Source organism: Campylobacter sp. US42a, assembly GCF_004379055.1.
GTDB lineage: Bacteria > Campylobacterota > Campylobacteria > Campylobacterales > Campylobacteraceae > Campylobacter_D > Campylobacter_D jejuni.
This window is the reverse complement of the sequence record NZ_RYYK01000006.1, coordinates 24,731-40,852: the sequence shown is the minus strand read 5'-3', so window position 1 is coordinate 40,852 and position 16,122 is coordinate 24,731. Positions and strand designations below refer to the sequence as shown.

General features: G+C 30.2%; 14 protein-coding genes and 1 CRISPR repeat array (1 of these 15 running past the window's edge). Of the genes, 4 read left to right on the top strand and 10 right to left on the bottom strand.

The genetic code is table 11. The features are described from left to right. A CRISPR array of direct repeats spans positions 1–16; the repeat unit is 36 nt (it extends 218 nt beyond the left edge of the window). A 145-nt stretch (positions 17–161) separates the two neighbouring features. The 3 genes from cas2 to cas9 are packed head-to-tail and all read right to left on the bottom strand — an operon-like array spanning position 162 to position 4,426. Further along, entirely contained in the window at positions 162–593 is a 432-nt protein-coding gene (gene cas2, locus ELQ10_RS06530; RefSeq protein ID WP_002855460.1) for a CRISPR-associated endonuclease Cas2, read from the bottom strand. Then, entirely contained in the window at positions 586–1,476 is an 891-nt protein-coding gene (gene cas1, locus ELQ10_RS06525; protein ID WP_134250361.1) for a type II CRISPR-associated endonuclease Cas1, read from the bottom strand. Before cas1 ends, cas2 begins: the two co-directional genes overlap by 8 nt. After that, on the bottom strand, positions 1,463–4,426 hold the full coding sequence (gene cas9 / locus ELQ10_RS06520; RefSeq protein ID WP_134250360.1) for a type II CRISPR RNA-guided endonuclease Cas9: 2,964 nt from the start codon (positions 4,424–4,426) through the stop codon (positions 1,463–1,465). Before cas9 ends, cas1 begins: the two co-directional genes overlap by 14 nt. Positions 4,427–4,632: 206 nt before the next feature. Between cas9 and dcuC the strand changes: the two genes are divergently transcribed. After that, positions 4,633–6,087, top strand: coding sequence for a C4-dicarboxylate transporter DcuC (gene dcuC / locus ELQ10_RS06515; RefSeq protein ID WP_044306280.1), 1,455 nt, complete (start codon positions 4,633–4,635; stop codon positions 6,085–6,087). A gap of 20 nt (positions 6,088–6,107) precedes the next feature. On the opposite strand, the gene purM is transcribed toward dcuC, so the two are convergent. After that, complete coding sequence (gene purM, locus ELQ10_RS06510) at positions 6,108–7,097, bottom strand: phosphoribosylformylglycinamidine cyclo-ligase (protein WP_002855427.1); 990 nt, start codon at positions 7,095–7,097, stop codon at positions 6,108–6,110. A 60-nt stretch (positions 7,098–7,157) separates the two neighbouring features. Here purM and coaE point away from each other — a divergent pair, with 60 nt between their 5' ends. Genes coaE through ELQ10_RS06495 form a run of 3 tightly spaced genes read left to right on the top strand, consistent with a single transcriptional unit; the run spans position 7,158 to position 9,218 of the window. After that, positions 7,158–7,763, top strand: a complete 606-nt coding sequence (gene coaE, locus ELQ10_RS06505; RefSeq protein WP_002826882.1) for a dephospho-CoA kinase — start codon at positions 7,158–7,160, stop codon at positions 7,761–7,763. Next, complete coding sequence (gene dapF / locus ELQ10_RS06500; protein ID WP_002855997.1) at positions 7,760–8,509, top strand: diaminopimelate epimerase; 750 nt, start codon at positions 7,760–7,762, stop codon at positions 8,507–8,509. Before coaE ends, dapF begins: the two co-directional genes overlap by 4 nt. Further along, positions 8,484–9,218 (top strand): glucosaminidase domain-containing protein, encoded by a 735-nt coding sequence (locus ELQ10_RS06495; RefSeq protein WP_002877301.1) that lies wholly within the window; start codon positions 8,484–8,486, stop codon positions 9,216–9,218. Before dapF ends, ELQ10_RS06495 begins: the two co-directional genes overlap by 26 nt. Here the strand turns inward: ELQ10_RS06495 and ELQ10_RS06490 are convergent. The 6 genes from ELQ10_RS06490 to tupC form a co-directional block, all read right to left on the bottom strand. Next, positions 9,215–10,252 (bottom strand): ATP-binding protein, encoded by a 1,038-nt coding sequence (locus ELQ10_RS06490; RefSeq protein ID WP_002867075.1) that lies wholly within the window; start codon positions 10,250–10,252, stop codon positions 9,215–9,217. The genes ELQ10_RS06495 and ELQ10_RS06490 overlap by 4 nt on opposite strands. A gap of 66 nt (positions 10,253–10,318) precedes the next feature. Further along, positions 10,319–10,768 carry a Dps family protein gene (locus ELQ10_RS06485; RefSeq protein WP_002867076.1) on the bottom strand — a complete coding sequence of 150 codons (450 nt, stop codon included), beginning with the start codon at positions 10,766–10,768 and terminating at the stop codon, positions 10,319–10,321. Between the two features lie 126 nt (positions 10,769–10,894). After that, positions 10,895–12,115 carry a glucose-6-phosphate isomerase gene (locus ELQ10_RS06480; RefSeq protein ID WP_134250359.1) on the bottom strand — a complete coding sequence of 407 codons (1,221 nt, stop codon included), beginning with the start codon at positions 12,113–12,115 and terminating at the stop codon, positions 10,895–10,897. After that, a complete protein-coding gene (galU, locus tag ELQ10_RS06475; protein ID WP_002867078.1) occupies positions 12,109–12,933 on the bottom strand; it encodes a UTP--glucose-1-phosphate uridylyltransferase GalU in 825 nt (274 codons plus the stop codon). The genes ELQ10_RS06480 and galU overlap by 7 nt, the downstream gene beginning before the upstream one ends. A gap of 81 nt (positions 12,934–13,014) precedes the next feature. Then, complete coding sequence (gene acs / locus ELQ10_RS06470) at positions 13,015–14,988, bottom strand: acetate--CoA ligase (RefSeq protein WP_002862181.1); 1,974 nt, start codon at positions 14,986–14,988, stop codon at positions 13,015–13,017. Positions 14,989–15,125: 137 nt separating this feature from the next. Beyond that, positions 15,126–16,121, bottom strand: coding sequence for a tungstate ABC transporter ATP-binding protein TupC (gene tupC, locus ELQ10_RS06465; protein WP_012006789.1), 996 nt, complete (start codon positions 16,119–16,121; stop codon positions 15,126–15,128). Between the last annotated feature and the right edge of the window lies 1 nt (position 16,122).

Below are 16,122 nucleotides of genomic sequence, written 5' to 3'. Positions count from 1 at the left end.
TTCTTTATGGTAAAATAGATATTTACCAGATAATGAAAATTTCGGGGTTTTTTGATGAAAAATAGCAAAAATTATGCTATAATCTCAATAAGAAATTTAAAAAGGGACTAAAATAAAGAGTTTGCGGGACTCTGCGGGGTTACAATCCCCTAAAACCGCTTTTAAAATTCAAATAAATTTTGCTGATGATATTTTTCTTGTTTTTTGTTTAGTTGTATTTCTTCATTATTTGAATTTTTGTATTTAAATTCTCCATGACTATCTATATCAAAAAGCGTTAAATTAGTTTCGTTATTAACTTTTTCATTAAAAACTATGCCACCAAGCAAAAGCTCCATTTTATCAAACTGCTTTTCAGTGATGATTAAAGCCCTTACATTTCCATAAGGTGGCAAAATCTTTTTTACATTTTCAATAGAACTTTTTACAGAACTTAAACCCTTGCAAATACGCATATAAACGCTAAATTGCAACATAAAATAACCTAATTTTATAAGATTGTTTCTAAATTTACTTGCTAGTTTTTGCTCTTTTTTACTTTTAGTAGGTACATCAAACATCAAAAGCACGCGCATAAATTTATCTTCAATCATCAAATTTCACTATCTTTAGTTCATCTTCATACAATAAAGCATTTTTAAAATTTGCCACATAATGATTTATCGCTCTATTTAAAGGATAATTTTGCCCATCAAAATTGATTTTGCTTTGTAAATTGCCAATCAACGCTCTTTTGTCATCTTTGCTTAAAAACTCACTTTCACCCTTAAGCTTTAAAACACAATCATCAACACTAGCCCTAAACACTTCTATCAAATCATCGCAAAGCGCAAAAGAATTATAAATATTATCGTGCTTTATGCCAAGCCAAGGTAAAAGCCCACTTATACAAACTGCTCTAATAATACAAGCCCTAATGATTGCATAGCCATAATTTAAAGCAGAATTTTCAAAGCAAAGCTCATCTCTTGAAAAAGAAACACCAAACAAAGTTTTAAAATAAAGCGCCGCCACAACAGCTTCAATATTTTTACTATCATTTAAGCTTACTTTTTTAGCCAAATTTATAAGCTCATTGCTTTGCTCTATTTTATTGTGTTTTTTCAAAACAAAGGCTTGATTTAGGATTTTATTTTTAATGATTTTTTGCCATAAAATAGCCTTTTTTTGAGCGCTTACATTCATTTGCTCTTTTGCGATTTTTGCACTTTGAAAATGCCCTAAAAAAGGAGTAAAAACACCATTTATACTATGAGTTTCATCGCAGGTTAATAAGATAATTTTATGCTTTGCAAAGGCATTAAAAAGTGCGGAACTAATGCTTATTTGTAAGCTTTCTAAAACGATGATATTTATATCTTTTAAAAACAATTTGGCTATATTTTCATCTTGCTTAATCACAAGATGATTTAGCTCTAAATTTAGCTTAGCATTAGAGCTAATAAGCAGTGTTTTAAAAGCTTCATCGTAACTCATTTTTAAAATCTTCTCTTTGTCTAAACTCAGCCTTTGTAACTTCTCCAAGTGCTGAAACTATGTATTTTTCAAATACTTTTAGATTTTGAATTCCTATGCTTTTTGCGATTACTTCTTTTTCATTTGCATTTTTAAACAATATTTTTTGATTTTTGCTTAGCGTTTCAAATTTATTATCGTGTTTTGAAACAATCAAACTAACAGTAGAGCTTGTAAAAGCATTAAAATAAACAAGTTCTGGCTCTTGCATATCTTTAGTTTGAATTAAAATCAAACTATCTTTGTATAAAGAAAAGCAAAACTCATAATTTTCATCCATTAAAATCCAGTCTTTTATCTCACCTTTTTTACTTCGTGCTACAGCTTTATTTGGTAATACTTTTAAAGCAAAATCCATAGTATAAATTGGCACAGCATAAAATTTATTTGTCTTTTTGTGTTTAAAAATATCCACTCTAAACATATCGCCATTTTTAACTATTTTACCATTTACTTTGCGGATTTTACCAAGCTCTAGGGCTTTTAAAACTCCTTCTTTTCCGCCGTATGATTGATAGAATTCTTCTTCTTTTCTAAATGTTTCTTCATGTAAAGCTCCACTTGGCTTTTTTCTCTCAGGTTTTGAGACAAAAATTTCATCAATTTTATCTAAAACCTTTTGCCTAAAACCACTAAAAGGCTCAAAAAACTTCCTTTTGTTTTTATAATCCAATTCACTAATTTTTTTTGCATAAAGTTCTGCACTGTTGCTTTCTTGCTCTTTTTTAAAATCTGAAAAAGCCTTTACGATAGAGTTGTTTGCATAAGCAATAATTGCTGCATCGATGGCGTGATGAAGATGATTATTTCTATCCTTAGTGCTAAAGCCCCAAGTGTGTCTTAAAGCCGATGTTAGCATACCGCTTTTTGCTTCTACATGCACTTTTGAGCCCTTTTGCGTATCGTTTAATTTTGTATTTTCATCATCGCTTAAAGGTAAAAAATCTAAATAATCTTTAGTGTAGTTTAAAACAAGCCTTGCGATGTAGCGAGTATCGTTTAGATTTCTATCTTTAAAGTCTTTTTGCTCTTTGTCTTTGTAATTTTTATCTAAAATTCTTTTTTGCTTTTTAGTAGGTAAATTTTTTGCCAAAACTTCAATTTTCTGCCATTTTACATTATCATTGCCAAAGGCTTCAAAGGGGGTTTTATTAAGCTTTTCTTGATTTTGCTTGGTAAAAACTAAAACCTTATTCATATAAGAATCATCAAAACTTCTAGAATAAGGGTAAATATGGTCAATTTCAAGCATTTTTTCATCTTGCAAATCGCTAAGTTTAATCTTTTCTCCACTATAAGCACAAAATTCTTTTTGTTCTTTAAATAATCTTAATTTTAAAATATTTTTGCTATTTATTTTTAAGCCTAGTTTTTCACATTCAAGTTCGGCGTCTTTTTTGGCCTTGTAGTTTTCGTTTTGCTCTTTTTCTATTTTAGCTCTTTGGCTGTGATTTTTACCTACTTCTCTTGCTAATTCAATGTTTATTTTATGCACTTTACCGTATTTTTTAAGTAAGGCATTTAAGATTTTTCTATATTCTTTAATCGCCCTTAAAACCACAGGATTAGTTACTTCATCTTTGTAATAAGTTTCATTAAATGCGGGTAAAAAGTCTTTTTTATCTTCATTGATTGCTACTTTTAAATTAAGCTCATTACAAGCTTCATCGTATTTTTTACCTTCAAGCATTAAAGGAGTGATAAGTTTTAAGGCTTTAAAACTTATATTTAAATGGTCTTTAAATTCCAATTTGCTTAAACTATCAATTTGATTTTGATTTAAATCGTATTTTGCTAAAGCCTTTTTAAGTTTAATCTCATCTTTTATAAGAGTAATATCTTTTGCTATTTCATTTAAATCATCTTGGCTTAAATTATGCTCACCTAGGGCTTTTATAAATTCTTTGTATTTTTTAAACTCAATAAAATAAGTTCCTTTTTCTCCTTTAAATTCATAATCATCGCTTAAGCCCAAAAGCTTTTTTGTTTGTTTATAAGTTAGAGTGCCGTTTTTTAAAACTTCATTTAAAAGGGCGTTTAAATCATCTTTTGTATATAAAATTCCTTCAGTATTTTTAAGATTGTTTAAAAGATTGATAATTCTTGTAAGTGCTACAAACATAAAAGCTAAAGGCGAATTTTTTGGCGCTCTTTTTTCATTAGTAAAAAAACTACAATTTCCCACTAAATGAGAAAAATCTTTTAAAGCCCTTTTATAAAATGCTACACTAAGCACTTCTTCTTCAAATTTCTTTGAAAAAGAAAAACCAAATTCTCTTTGTTTTTGAAAAATAAGCTTTAATTCATCTTTTAAAAAACTTTGCGCTATGCAGCGTTCATAACTTTCTTTTTTATTTCTAACATTTATAAATTCTTTGGAATTTTCTTTGAATTTTTGAAAATACTCTTTATAAAGATACTCTCCCACACTTTGATAATTTACTAGTTTTTCTTCATTTTGCTTGATAGCTTTTAAAATCTTGCCTTTTTCTTCATCATCACTATTTTTAATATCATCATAGCCACGCCTTTTTGCAATATGTAAAATCACTCTTGCAAAATCTTGCTTATTTAAAAGCTCGTTTAAAGCTCTAAATCTTAACTCATAAGGGCTAATTAAAGAGCCTTTATAAGCTTTAGCTAAACTTTCATCAAAGCTTTGATAATCTTCGTAATTTAACTTAAACTCATTTGCGATTAAATGTTTTAAGTGATTTAGCCTTGCTTTGCGTCTAGCAAGGCGTTTTCTGGCACTTCTTGCAAGGCGTCTTGGTAAGGCTAGGGATTCTCCTGTTTTAGGATTTTCAGCCTTTGTAAAAATCCTAACTCCGCAATCTTTTAACTCATCATTTTCGCTAAATGCCCAGCCAATAGAGCTTATTCCTATATCAAATGCCAAAATTCTTGCCACACTAGATCCTTTTTGATATTTATAATTTGTTTATAATTATAATATAAAAATCATTTTTTATACAAACATAAACTTTTCAGTAACCAAACTATACATATTATTAATTTTATAATGCAAAAAATAAGTAAAATTTTAAATGAAAAATATTTATTAGTTAAATTTTAGCTAAAATAAAATAAAAGCTAATAATAACTTTAGGAGAAATCATGCCAATTTTTATGATATGTTCTACACTTTTAGCGGTAATTGTCGTTGCTTATTATATACTTAAAAAATACAATCCTATTTTTGTATTTTTTCTTTCAGGTATTATCTTGCTTATTTTTGCTTTTTACATCACAGGAACACCTATACCAAAAGCCCCGAGCAGAGAACACGCAAGCTTTTTGAATGTTTTACTTGATAGTTATGCTTTTATCACAGCGACTTTTAAAAGTCAGCTTTCTGGAGTAGGACTTATTATCATGAGTGTGGCAGGTTTTGCTGCTTATATGAAACATATCAATGCTTCAGCAAAACTTGCTTTTTTAGCAAATAAACCCTTAGGAAAAATCAAAAATAAATACTTGATTTTAAGTGGAACTTTTGTTGTTGGAATGGCTTTAAAAATCGTCATTTCTAGCTATGCTGGATTGCTTTTGCTTTTGTTAGCATGTATTTATCCTGTTTTAATCTCACTTAAAATCCGTCCTATTACAGCTGTATGTGTGCTTTCTTTAATTGCGCTTGATTATGGTCCAAAAGATGGAAATTCAATCAATATGGCAGATATGGTAGGACAAAGTGATAATGTCGTAGGGCTTTTTTTAAATTACCAAATTTATAGTGTGATTGCCTATGTTGTAGTTATTGCCATCTTGATTCCTTTTTATTTTGCTTGGATTGATAAAAGAGATAAAGAAAAAGGTGTTTTAAATGATGAAGTTGAAATTCCGCAAATCATTGATCCTAAATGCCCTACTTTTTACATACTCTTTCCTTGGTTACCTGTTGTATTTTTATTTACAGCGTATTTTTTTACTATCAAGCTCGATGTTGTAACAGCAAATTTTGTAAGCATTTCTTTAGTTTTTCTTGTTGAATTTGCAAGACACAGAAATGCTAGAAAATTAGGCGAAGATATGATGGTGATTTTAAAAGCTATGGCTGAAATTTTTATCTCAGTCGTAAGCATAATCATCGCCGCTGGAGTATTTGCTGAAGGCATTAAAGCACTTGGTGGAGTTAATATCCTTGCCAACGCGGTTTCAAATCTTGGAACAGGAAATTTTGCATGGTTTGGAATTCTTTTGAGTATAGCTATTTTAAGCTTTTTAGTTTATTTTGCCACAGTGATTATGGGAAGTGGAATTGCCGCTTTTAATGCTTTTGGAAAACTAGCTCCTGATATAGCTACAAAATTAGGCGTTGCACCTATTACTCTAGTTTTACCTATAGAAATTGCATCTTGTTTAGGTCGTGCAGCTTCACCAATAGCAGGCGGAATCATAGCTTTAGCTGGATTTGCAAAAGTAGCTCCAATGGATATTATAAAACGAACCACTCCTCTTTTACTTATCGCTATGCTTGTAAATGTGCTTGTAGCCTTTTATCTAGCACAAACCAATCCTTTGCCAAAAGAACAAAACACTACAAAAATAGAACTTAAAATACAAAAATAAAGCGTATTAACGCTTTATTTTCATTCTAAAACAATACCTTCATTAATGCAAATTTCGCCAATAATAAAGGCATCTGAATTTTCTAAAACCTTACTTACATTAGAAGGATCTACAACCATTACTAAACCCACTCCCATGTTAAAGCTTCTATACATTTCGCTTTCTTCTACAGCCTGTCCTATAGTATAAAAAATTTCAGGAGTTTTAAGATGATGTTTGCGTATAGTTGCACCCATACCACGAGGTAAAACGCGTGGTAAATTTTCTACTAAACCACCCCCTGTAATATGAGCTAGAGCACTGATATAAGGCTTTAGTGTAAGAAAATCACGCACATAAATCCTTGTAGGCTCTAATAAAATATCAATTAAATTTTTACCCTCTATCTTGTCATCAAATTTTAATTTTAAACTTTCAAAAAGTACTTTTCTAGCTAAAGAATAGCCATTTGAATGAAGTCCTGAACTAGGAAGTGCCAATAAAATATCACCATTTTTAACAAATTTACTTCTATCAATCTCATCTTCTTCAGCCATACCCACTGCAAAACCCGCAAGATCAAAATCATCTTTTGCATACATTCCAGGCATTTCAGCAGTTTCTCCGCCGATTAATGCACAATTTGCCATCTTACATCCCTTGGCAATGCCTGATACAACAGCCTTTGCTACTTCTACTTCGAGCTTGGCTGTAGCATAATAATCTAGGAAAAACAAAGGCGTAGCAAAATTACAAATCAAATCATTCACACACATTGCTACTAAATCTTGCCCTATGGTATCATATTTTTTAGCATCAATTGCCAAGCGAAGCTTGGTACCAACCCCATCTGTTGCACCTAAAATCACAGGCTTTTTAAAACCACTTGGCATTCTAAAAGCACCAGCAAAAGAACCAATTCCGCCTACAACATTATCATTAAAAGTTTCTTTAACCAAAGGTTTTATAGCCTCTACAAAGGCATTTCCATTATCTATACTTACGCCTGCATCTTCATATGAAATTTTCATTTATTTTCCTTTAAGAACTAAAAAGGTATTTTAACGAAAAAAGTTTTAATAAGGCATAAGATGAAAAATGCTTTTTTTGTAACCGCTTCAATTGCTTGTGGTAAAAGCACTTTTATAGAAATAGCGAATTCTTTAGGCTTTAAAAGCATTAGCGCAGACAAAATCGCTCATAAAATTTTAGATGAAAATGCTTTAGAACTTGAAAAGATTTTTTCTCCCTTTAGCTTAAAAAATTTACTCACAAAAGAAAAGAAAATCGATAGAAAAATCCTTGGAGAAATTGTTTTTAACAATAAAGAAGCTAAAAAAATCTTAGAAAATTTCACTCATCCTAAAATTCGAGCTAAAATTTTAGAACAAATGCAAATTCTAGATAAGGAAAATAAAGCTTTTTTTGTAGAAATTCCTCTTTTTTTTGAAAGCGGTGCTTATGAAAATTTAGGTAAAGTCATTGTAATTTACACACCTAAAGAATTAAGCCTTAAAAGAATCATGCAAAGAGATAAGCTCAGCTTAGAAGCTGCAAAAGCAAGACTTGATTCTCAAATAGATATTGAAGAAAAACTTAAAAAAGCAGATTTTATCATTAAAAATACTAATTCTTATGCCGATTTTAGGCAAGAATGTGTTAAAGTAATACAAGAAATTTCTAAAGGAAAAATGTGAAATTTTATAAATATTGTGCAAGTGGGAATGATTTTGTCATAACAAATGCTGATAGAAAAGAAGATAGAAGTGCTTTAGCTAAAGAACTTTGTAATCGTTATGAGGGTATAGGTGCGGATGGCTTTATCGTGATATTGCCTCATGAAAAATACGACTTTGAATGGGAATTTTATAATAACGATGGCTCAAGGGCTGCTATGTGTGGCAATGGCTCAAGGGCTGCGGCACATTTTGCACATCATATTAACAAAATAAATCCTAACATGAGTTTTTTAACTGGTGCAGGAGTAATAAAAGCAAAGGTAAATCAAGATAAAGTTGAAGTATCTTTAGGCAAAATAAAAAGCGTGCAAAATACTTTTGAAGAATTAGGAAAAACTTGGCAACTTTGCAACACTGGAGTTCCACATCTAGTACATTTTTGTCAAAATTTAGATGAATTTGATACAATGCTTTGTCAAAAAATGAGACAAAAATATAATGCCAATGTTAATTTTGTAAAAATTTTAGATGAAAATCATTTAAAAGTTCGCACCTATGAACGCGGAGTTGAAGATGAAACCTTAGCTTGTGGCACAGGAATGGGGGCTTGTTTTTATCTGGCATTTTTAAATAAAAAAGTACAAAATAAAGTTAAAATAACTCCTAAAAGTGGTGAAGAGGTAGGGTTTGCATATAAAAATGAAGAATTATTTTTTGAAGGAAAGGTAAAGTATTGTTTTGAAGCCAATTATAATTTTTCTTAGTCTTTTTCTAATCCCACTTTTTGCCGCTGATGATCTAAAGAGTGGATTTGGAGAGGAATATTACAAACTTGATATAGATCAAAAAAGGCAAATTTTTTTTACAAAAATGAATGAAATGTTTGATCAAAGCTTTAAAAAAATTGAACAAGAAAGAGCCTTTATCGAAGCCTTTTTTAAAGATGCTTACAAAACAGGCTTTAGGACTTCAAACCAAATAAATCTTGAAAAACTTATCACGATAAAAAACAAATATCGCATTGAAAATCTTTATGATTTTGCAGAATATAAAAAACGTATTCAAAAAATTCCAAAATCCATGGGTATAGCCCAAGCTTTAGTTGAAAGTGCTACAGGTACCAGTCGCTTCGCAAGAGAAGCAAACAATCTTTTTGGAGAATGGACTTGGGGTGAGAAAGGTTTAATTCCTGATTTAAGACATCCAGATAAAAAACACAAAATTAAAATTTTTGATAGTCTGCAAGATAGTGTTGACTCTTATGTTTTAAATTTAAATCGTCATTTTGCTTATGAAAAGTTTCGCGATGCAAGAGCTAAATTTGAAAGCGAAGGCAAAGAGATAACAGGGCTAGAGGCTATTAAAACTTTAGATTCTTATTCTGAACGCAAGGGATATTATATCAATCTTATTACAAAAATCATCAAACGATACAACCTTGAAAAATACGATACAAACTCAAACAACACCTAAAATCCAAGTGAAAATTTATCAAAAGATATGACTTCAAATTTAACCCCTTGCTCAAAAAAATTATCCTCGCTTGAAAGAGTGATAAAAATCACATGAAAAATTCCAAGTTCTAAAGCCTTTGGTAAAATTTTCTTAGCACGTAGCTTGATCAAATCAATATCTAAAGTTGGACTTGAAATATAAGCAATTTTAGATATTTGGCTATAAAAGTTAAAGTATTTGTTATAAAAAAATTCTTCTTTAAATTTAAACAACTCGCTTAAAACTAAATTTTCAAATAAATGTGAAAAATCCTTTGAAATACAAAGATTATTTCTTAGGCCAAAATCTTTAAAATAAATCTTTTGAAGTTTTTTTTCATCATGTTTTAAAGTATAGATCACATAAGTATTTTCTAATTTTTTTATAGCTTGATAAACACTATCTTTTGAAGTTTTTAATCTTTTTTTGAGTTCTATAAATATCTTAGAAATACTGATTTGCTGACCCAAATTTAAAGCTAAATACTTTAAAATTTCTAATTCTAAAAGAGTGAAGCTTTGTCTTAGAAGTATGTTTTTTTCTCCAAATTTACTGCGTCCACTTTGTAAAAAAAGACCTACTAAATTATTTATAGGTAAATTTTTCTTACTTACACTAATAAATTCTTCAAAATCAAAATAATCGAGTTCAAGCTCTTCAAACCCATTTATATTTAAATCTTTTATATTTGTACTTAAGATGATGGGAATTTTAATTTTTTCTAAATTAGGGATAAAATCCAAATTATAAAGGCAAAGAATTTTAATTTGTAAATTTTCATTCAGAAAATCAGCAAGTCTTTCTAAACTTTGTTTTTCAAAGCGTGTATCATATAAATCTAAAAACAAAATTTCACTTGCTTTAAATTGAGATAAAAAATTAAAAATAAGTGTTTTTTTACCACAAAATCGTGGGCCTTTTATGATAATATTTGGTTTTGAAATTTGATTTTTTCTTTCATAACTTACTTCAAATTTAGGGTGGTTTTCATAAAAAAAATTAAGTACTTTCAAAATTTTATCCTTTAAAAAAGGATATTATAACCTAGTTTGTATAATTGGGGCATAAAGCCCCTTAAATTACATTTTGCAAGCACCTTGTAAAGTAGCGCCTATCATCCAAAGACTTTTTTCATATTTTGCGATATTTTCTTGCGCAAAAGCAGCTGTTGTAGTATCGCTTTCTTTTTCTGCTTCTTCATTGAGTTTTTTAAATTCTGCTAAAAGATATTCATAATCTTGTTTGATCAGTTCTATGACTTCAAGCGGAGTAAAGCAATCTTTTGCAACTTTTGGACTTTTTGCATTTTCCATTAAAACTTTTTGGCAAGTGATAGCTTTTTCGCCAAGTTGTAAAACTCTTTCAGCACAACTATCAAAAAGTTCTGCCATTTCTTCATAAGCTTTTTCTGTGTACTCGTGTATAGAAAAAAATTGCAAACCTTTTACATTCCAGTGATAATTATGAAATTTAACCCATAGATGATGAGCATCTGCTTGCATTTGTAATAATTGTTTTGTAACTGACATGATTGACTCCTTTTTTTAATTTTTAAAATTATAACATAAAATTCTTAAATAATAATTATTATTAATTAAAAATTTTTATTATAATTTTAACTTAAAATCATTATACTCTTTTTTAATGAATTTTGATTAAGAATTTAATATATTTTTTAAGATCAACTTTCCAACTTCCACACCAGGTTGATCATAAGTGTTAATCCCTAGCATAACACCGCAAGTTGAAGTAAAAAGTTCATAATAATACATCAAATATCCCGCATGCCAAGCGTCAAGTTTTTCAAGTTCTATCACATCAACACTCAAATTTTCAGCGATTAAAGCGTGCATAGTTGCATCACATTGAGCGTTTAAAAGTTCGTGAAGATTGACTTTATTGCTTAAAGAATCTAAAAATTTAAAATGAATATCAGGGATAATAGGTGCTTTTTGAGCGTCTTTGATTTTTAAAAAAGTTACAGTTTTATTTTTAGGTCCATCCATGATGAGTTGTAAAAAACTATGCTGATCTCTTGCGCCAATAAGTGCAATAGGAGTCAAACCTATGCGTTTATAGCCTTGCTTTTTACCTAAACTTTCAGCAATAAGCTGAATATACCATTCATTAAAGCCTTTAAAAGCATCACTATATGAAAAAAGTACATTGATATTGGCATTTTTATGCGTGCAATAATGGTAGGCTTTTTGTAAAATTTCATCTTTTTTGTGAGTAAAAAAATCTTCAAAACAAGCTTTAGCTCCTTCCAAAAGAGCTTTGGCATTATAGCCACAAAAACAAAGCGGAACTATACCTACGGCTGAAAGTATGCTAAAACGACCTCCTACATTTGCAGGGATAAAAAAGCATTTAATACCTAAATTTTCACCTTCTTGATGAAGTTTTGAATCCTTATCGGTAATAAAAACAAAGTATTTTTTTAATTCTTGCATATCAAGTTTAAAATGTTCAATAAGAAGTTTAAAAAGCGATACGACTTCTATAGTGCTACCTGTTTTACTGATGATTAAAAACAAACTTTCTTCAAGCTTGATTTTTTCTAAAGTCTTATTAAAAGAATGTGAACTTGTGTTATCGAGTATAAAAAGTTCTCTTTGATTACTTTTTTCATTAAAAAGCATATCACGCAAGGCTTTTACACCGCAACTTGAACCACCCATTCCCACTAAAGCAATATTTTTTATGTGTTCTTTGTCTTTGATAAAAGCCAAACTCTCATCAATCAGGCTTAAGCTCGTGTCAATAAGATGATAATACCCTATATCTCCACTTTTTACCTCATCATTAATACGATTTGCATAAGAGCTTATAGTGTGAATTTCACTTTGTTTAAAAAAAAGTGTATTGTTTAACATTTACTTTTCTCGTAAAAATAATTTGTAGCCTCTACAAAGCCTTCTACACTTCCACAATCAAAGCGTTTCCCTTGAAATTTATAAGCTAAAACCATACCATTGGTTGCTTGAGTTAAAAGCGCGTCGGTAAGTTGAATTTCGCCATTTTTTCCCGCTTTAGTATTTTCTAAAATTCCAAAAATATCAGGAGTTAAAATATATCTTCCTATGATAGCAAGATTACTTGGAGCTTCATCAGGACTTGGTTTTTCTATCATAGAATTAACCATGATAAGATTTTCTTCTACAAAATTTCCAAAAATTACTCCATAGTTTGAAACTTGTTCTTTTGGTACTTCCATCACAGCTATGATGGTGCAGCGATATTTTTCATAAATTTTTACCATTTGAGCCATAACATTTAAGCCTTCTTCGTTGACACACAAATCATCAGCCAAAATTACGCCAAAAGCTTCATCACCAACCAAAGGTTTACCTTTTAAAACCGCATCACCTAATCCTTTCATTTGATTTTGTCTTGTAAAAGTAAAGGTGCAACGATTGATCAAAGAGCGAATTTCATCAAGCAAGTATTCTTTTTTTGTACCTGAAATTTGATGCTCAAGTTCATAAGAAATATCAAAATAATCCTCCAAAGCTCTTTTTCCACGCCCTGTGACAAAGCCCATATTTTCCATTCCTGCTTCCAAAGCTTCATCAACCCCATAATGGATCAAAGGCTTAGTTAAGATAGGTAACATCTCTTTAGGTAAAGTTTTTGTTGCAGGTAAAAATCTCGTCCCATAACCTGCCGCAGGGAAAATACAAGTTTGAAGCATAAAAATTTCCTTTTATTTTTTTATCATTATAGCTTATTTTTATGAATTTTTATGCAACAAGGCAAAGTTCTTTTTGCCTTGTTATTCAAACTCTGCCTTAGCTAATTTAACAATAGTTTCTACTACTCCAGAATCTTCGAGCGTTGAAATATCCTGTTTGATTTCTTCACCTCTTGCTATAGTTCTTAAAATTCTTCTCATTATTTTACCACTTCTAGTTTTTGGCAAACCTGGAGTATAAAGAATTTTTTCTATTTTAGCTATAGGTCCTATTTCTACTCTTAAAATGTCATTAAGTTCTTTTAAAGTTTCTATAGCTCCGCCAAGATCACAACTGGATGCAGGACTTAAAACCACAAAAGCAAACAGTGACTCGCCCTTAATCGCATCCAAAATACTCACTACAGCTGATTCTGCTACACTTGGATGTTTAGCAATAGCGCTTTCAATTTCAGCCGTTCCTATACGATGTCCTGCAACATTAACCACATCATCTGTTCTTCCTGTGATAGTTATATAACCATTTTTATCATAAAAAGCACCATCGCCACTAAAATATACAGCTTTTCCATCTTTTTTAGCTTGAGAAAAATAACTTTCTATATAGCGTTCATCATTACCCCAAATTCCACGAATCATCGAAGGCCAAGGTTTGGTTATACAAAGCAATCCATCTTCACCTTCATCTTTTTTATTGCCTTCTTCATCAATAACTTCTGCAAAAATTCCTGGCAAAGGCAAGGTAGCACAACCTGGTTTTAAAGGAGTAGCGCCTGGTAAAGGCGTGATCATATGCCCACCTGTTTCTGTTTGCCACCAAGTATCGACTATAGGACTTTTAGTTCCCCCTATTTCATCATAAAACCACTTCCAAGCACTAGGATTGATAGGCTCTCCAACCGTTCCAAGCACTTCAAGCGTACTTAAATCATATTTTCTTGGCTCATCAGGTGCATCAGCATGAAGCATTCTTATGGCAGTTGGCGAAGTGTAGAATTTGCTTATTTGATACTCTTCTATCATTCTCCACCAACGCCCAGAATTTGGATAAGTAGGAGTTCCTTCATGCATTATAGTCGTTGCTCCACATGCTAAAGGCCCATAAACTACATAAGTATGTCCTGTAATCCAACCCACATCAGCACTACACCAATAATTATCATAATCTTTAATATCAAAAACCCATTCCATAGTCATTTGTGCCCAAAGTATATATCCTGCACTTGCATGCATAACTCCTTTTGGCTTGCCCGTTGATCCTGAAGTGTAAAGCAAAAACAACAAATCCTCGCTATCCATGATTTCGGGTTCACACTTATAAGACTCATTTTTCACAAGTTCGTTATAAACATAGTCCCTTCCTTTAATATATTCTATAGGCTCATTATTGCGTATAACTATAAGTACTTTTTCTACACTTTCACACCCTTCACTTAAAGCCTTATCTACTGCAGGTTTTAACATATAAGGTTTGCCACGACGAAAAGCACCATCAGCCGTTACTACAAGTTTAGCTCCTGCATCTATAATTCTATCTCTTAAGGCTTCAGGAGAAAACCCTCCAAATACCACACTATGAATAGCCCCAATCCTTGCACAAGCTAACATTACTATAGCTGTTTCTGGAATCATAGGCATATAAATTACAACCCTATCGCCTTTTTTTACTCCGAATTTTTTAAGCAAATTGGCCGCCTTGCAAGTTTCATGCAATAATCTTCTATAAGTATAAACTTCATAATCCCCCATTTCACCTTCAAAAATCAAAGCAGCTTTATTGCGTCTTGTTTTCATATGACGATCAAGACATTGATAACTTACATTTAAAGTTCCACCTTCAAACCATTTATAAAATGGAGCTTTATCCTCATTTAACACTCTTGAAAAAGGCGAAAACCACTCGATCTTCTCAAGTGCTTGTCTTTTCCAAAAACCTTCAAAATCTTCCTTGGCTTCATCGCATAAATCATAGTATTCACATAAATTTTTTATACGAGCATTACGAGAAAATTCTTTACTTGGCTTAAAAAGCTCTTGATTATTTTGATTAAGCATAAAAACTCCTTTATGGTTATTTTTAAACATTATATAAGAGTTTATTTGTATTAAATACAAATTTAAAAAATAATTAAGATAAATTTTATAAAAAATGGGAATATTTGTAATATTTTATTTAAAATTTATAATGTATGTTAATTTAAGAAACATATTGCATCTTCATAAAAATAAAGACTGAGTTCTTCGTATAATTTTAAATCGAATTTTAAAAATTCTTGTTTTTCTAAGGCAAATTCTAAAATTTTATCCATACAACTTACCCTTATAAAAACATCACTTTTCCTGCTTCTAAGTGCTATAATATAACATTTTTCTAAAATAAACTCATAATTATTTTTTGGGATATTTTTAGAATTAAAAAAAGAAATTTTATAAGGATCAATAGCAATTTTACTTGGAGGTTTTTTAAAATCTTTATATTTTTTACAATTACTAAAATCTATAAAATTACAAAATTTCACACCTTGATTTTCTAGTTCAAAAACATTAGTATTTTCAAATTCTAAAATTTCTCCACTGTGTAAATAAAGTTTTTTTTGAGCCAAAGAATCTAAAAAATGTTTATCATGACTTGCGATTAAAAAACCTGTATTGAAATTTTCGTGCATTTTAAGAATAGCTTTTTTAAATAAAAGTGTAGTATTTTTATCCAAAAAAGCACTCGGTTCATCAAGTAAATAATACTTCGCTCTTACGCTTAAAGCTATAGCAAAAGCTATTTTTTGACTTTGTCCTGATGAAAGTTCATTAGGATATTTATTTAAAAGACTTTCATTTAAATTTAAACACATCAAACTTTCTTTTATGCGCTCTTCAATATCTTCTTTAATCCCATAAGTTTTTAAGGTAAATAAAAAATTTGCCCTTACGCTACGATTTAACAAAATAGGCTCTGGAAAAAGCAAATAAATTTCACGCTTTTGTTTATTATTAAGTTTAAAATTTCCAAAATAAGAAATATTTTTTGAAAAATCTCCTTCTAAAAATTTTAATATTCTTAAAAATGTAGATTTTCCACTTCCATTCGCTCCCATTAAGATGTTAATTTTACTCGTATCAAGTTTTAAATTTTTGATTTTTAAAACTTCTTTGTTTTGATAGTTGAAAAAAAGATTAGAAATTTCTATCATT

Excerpts from the sequence above, each read along its gene's own strand:
- dcuC (WP_044306280.1), top strand. The coding sequence starts at position 4,633 with ATGCCAATTTTTATGATATGTTCTACACTTTTAGCGGTAATTGTCGTT.
- galU (WP_002867078.1), bottom strand. The coding sequence starts at position 12,933 with ATGCTTCAAACTTGTATTTTCCCTGCGGCAGGTTATGGGACGAGATTT.
- ELQ10_RS06480 (WP_134250359.1), bottom strand. The coding sequence starts at position 12,115 with ATGTTAAACAATACACTTTTTTTTAAACAAAGTGAAATTCACACTATA.
- cas2 (WP_002855460.1), bottom strand. The coding sequence starts at position 593 with ATGATTGAAGATAAATTTATGCGCGTGCTTTTGATGTTTGATGTACCT.
- acs (WP_002862181.1), bottom strand. The coding sequence starts at position 14,988 with ATGCTTAATCAAAATAATCAAGAGCTTTTTAAGCCAAGTAAAGAATTT.
- tupC (WP_012006789.1), bottom strand. The coding sequence starts at position 16,121 with ATGATAGAAATTTCTAATCTTTTTTTCAACTATCAAAACAAAGAAGTT.
- cas1 (WP_134250361.1), bottom strand. The coding sequence starts at position 1,476 with ATGAGTTACGATGAAGCTTTTAAAACACTGCTTATTAGCTCTAATGCT.
- purM (WP_002855427.1), bottom strand. The coding sequence starts at position 7,097 with ATGAAAATTTCATATGAAGATGCAGGCGTAAGTATAGATAATGGAAAT.
- ELQ10_RS06485 (WP_002867076.1), bottom strand. The coding sequence starts at position 10,768 with ATGTCAGTTACAAAACAATTATTACAAATGCAAGCAGATGCTCATCAT.
- coaE (WP_002826882.1), top strand. The coding sequence starts at position 7,158 with ATGAAAAATGCTTTTTTTGTAACCGCTTCAATTGCTTGTGGTAAAAGC.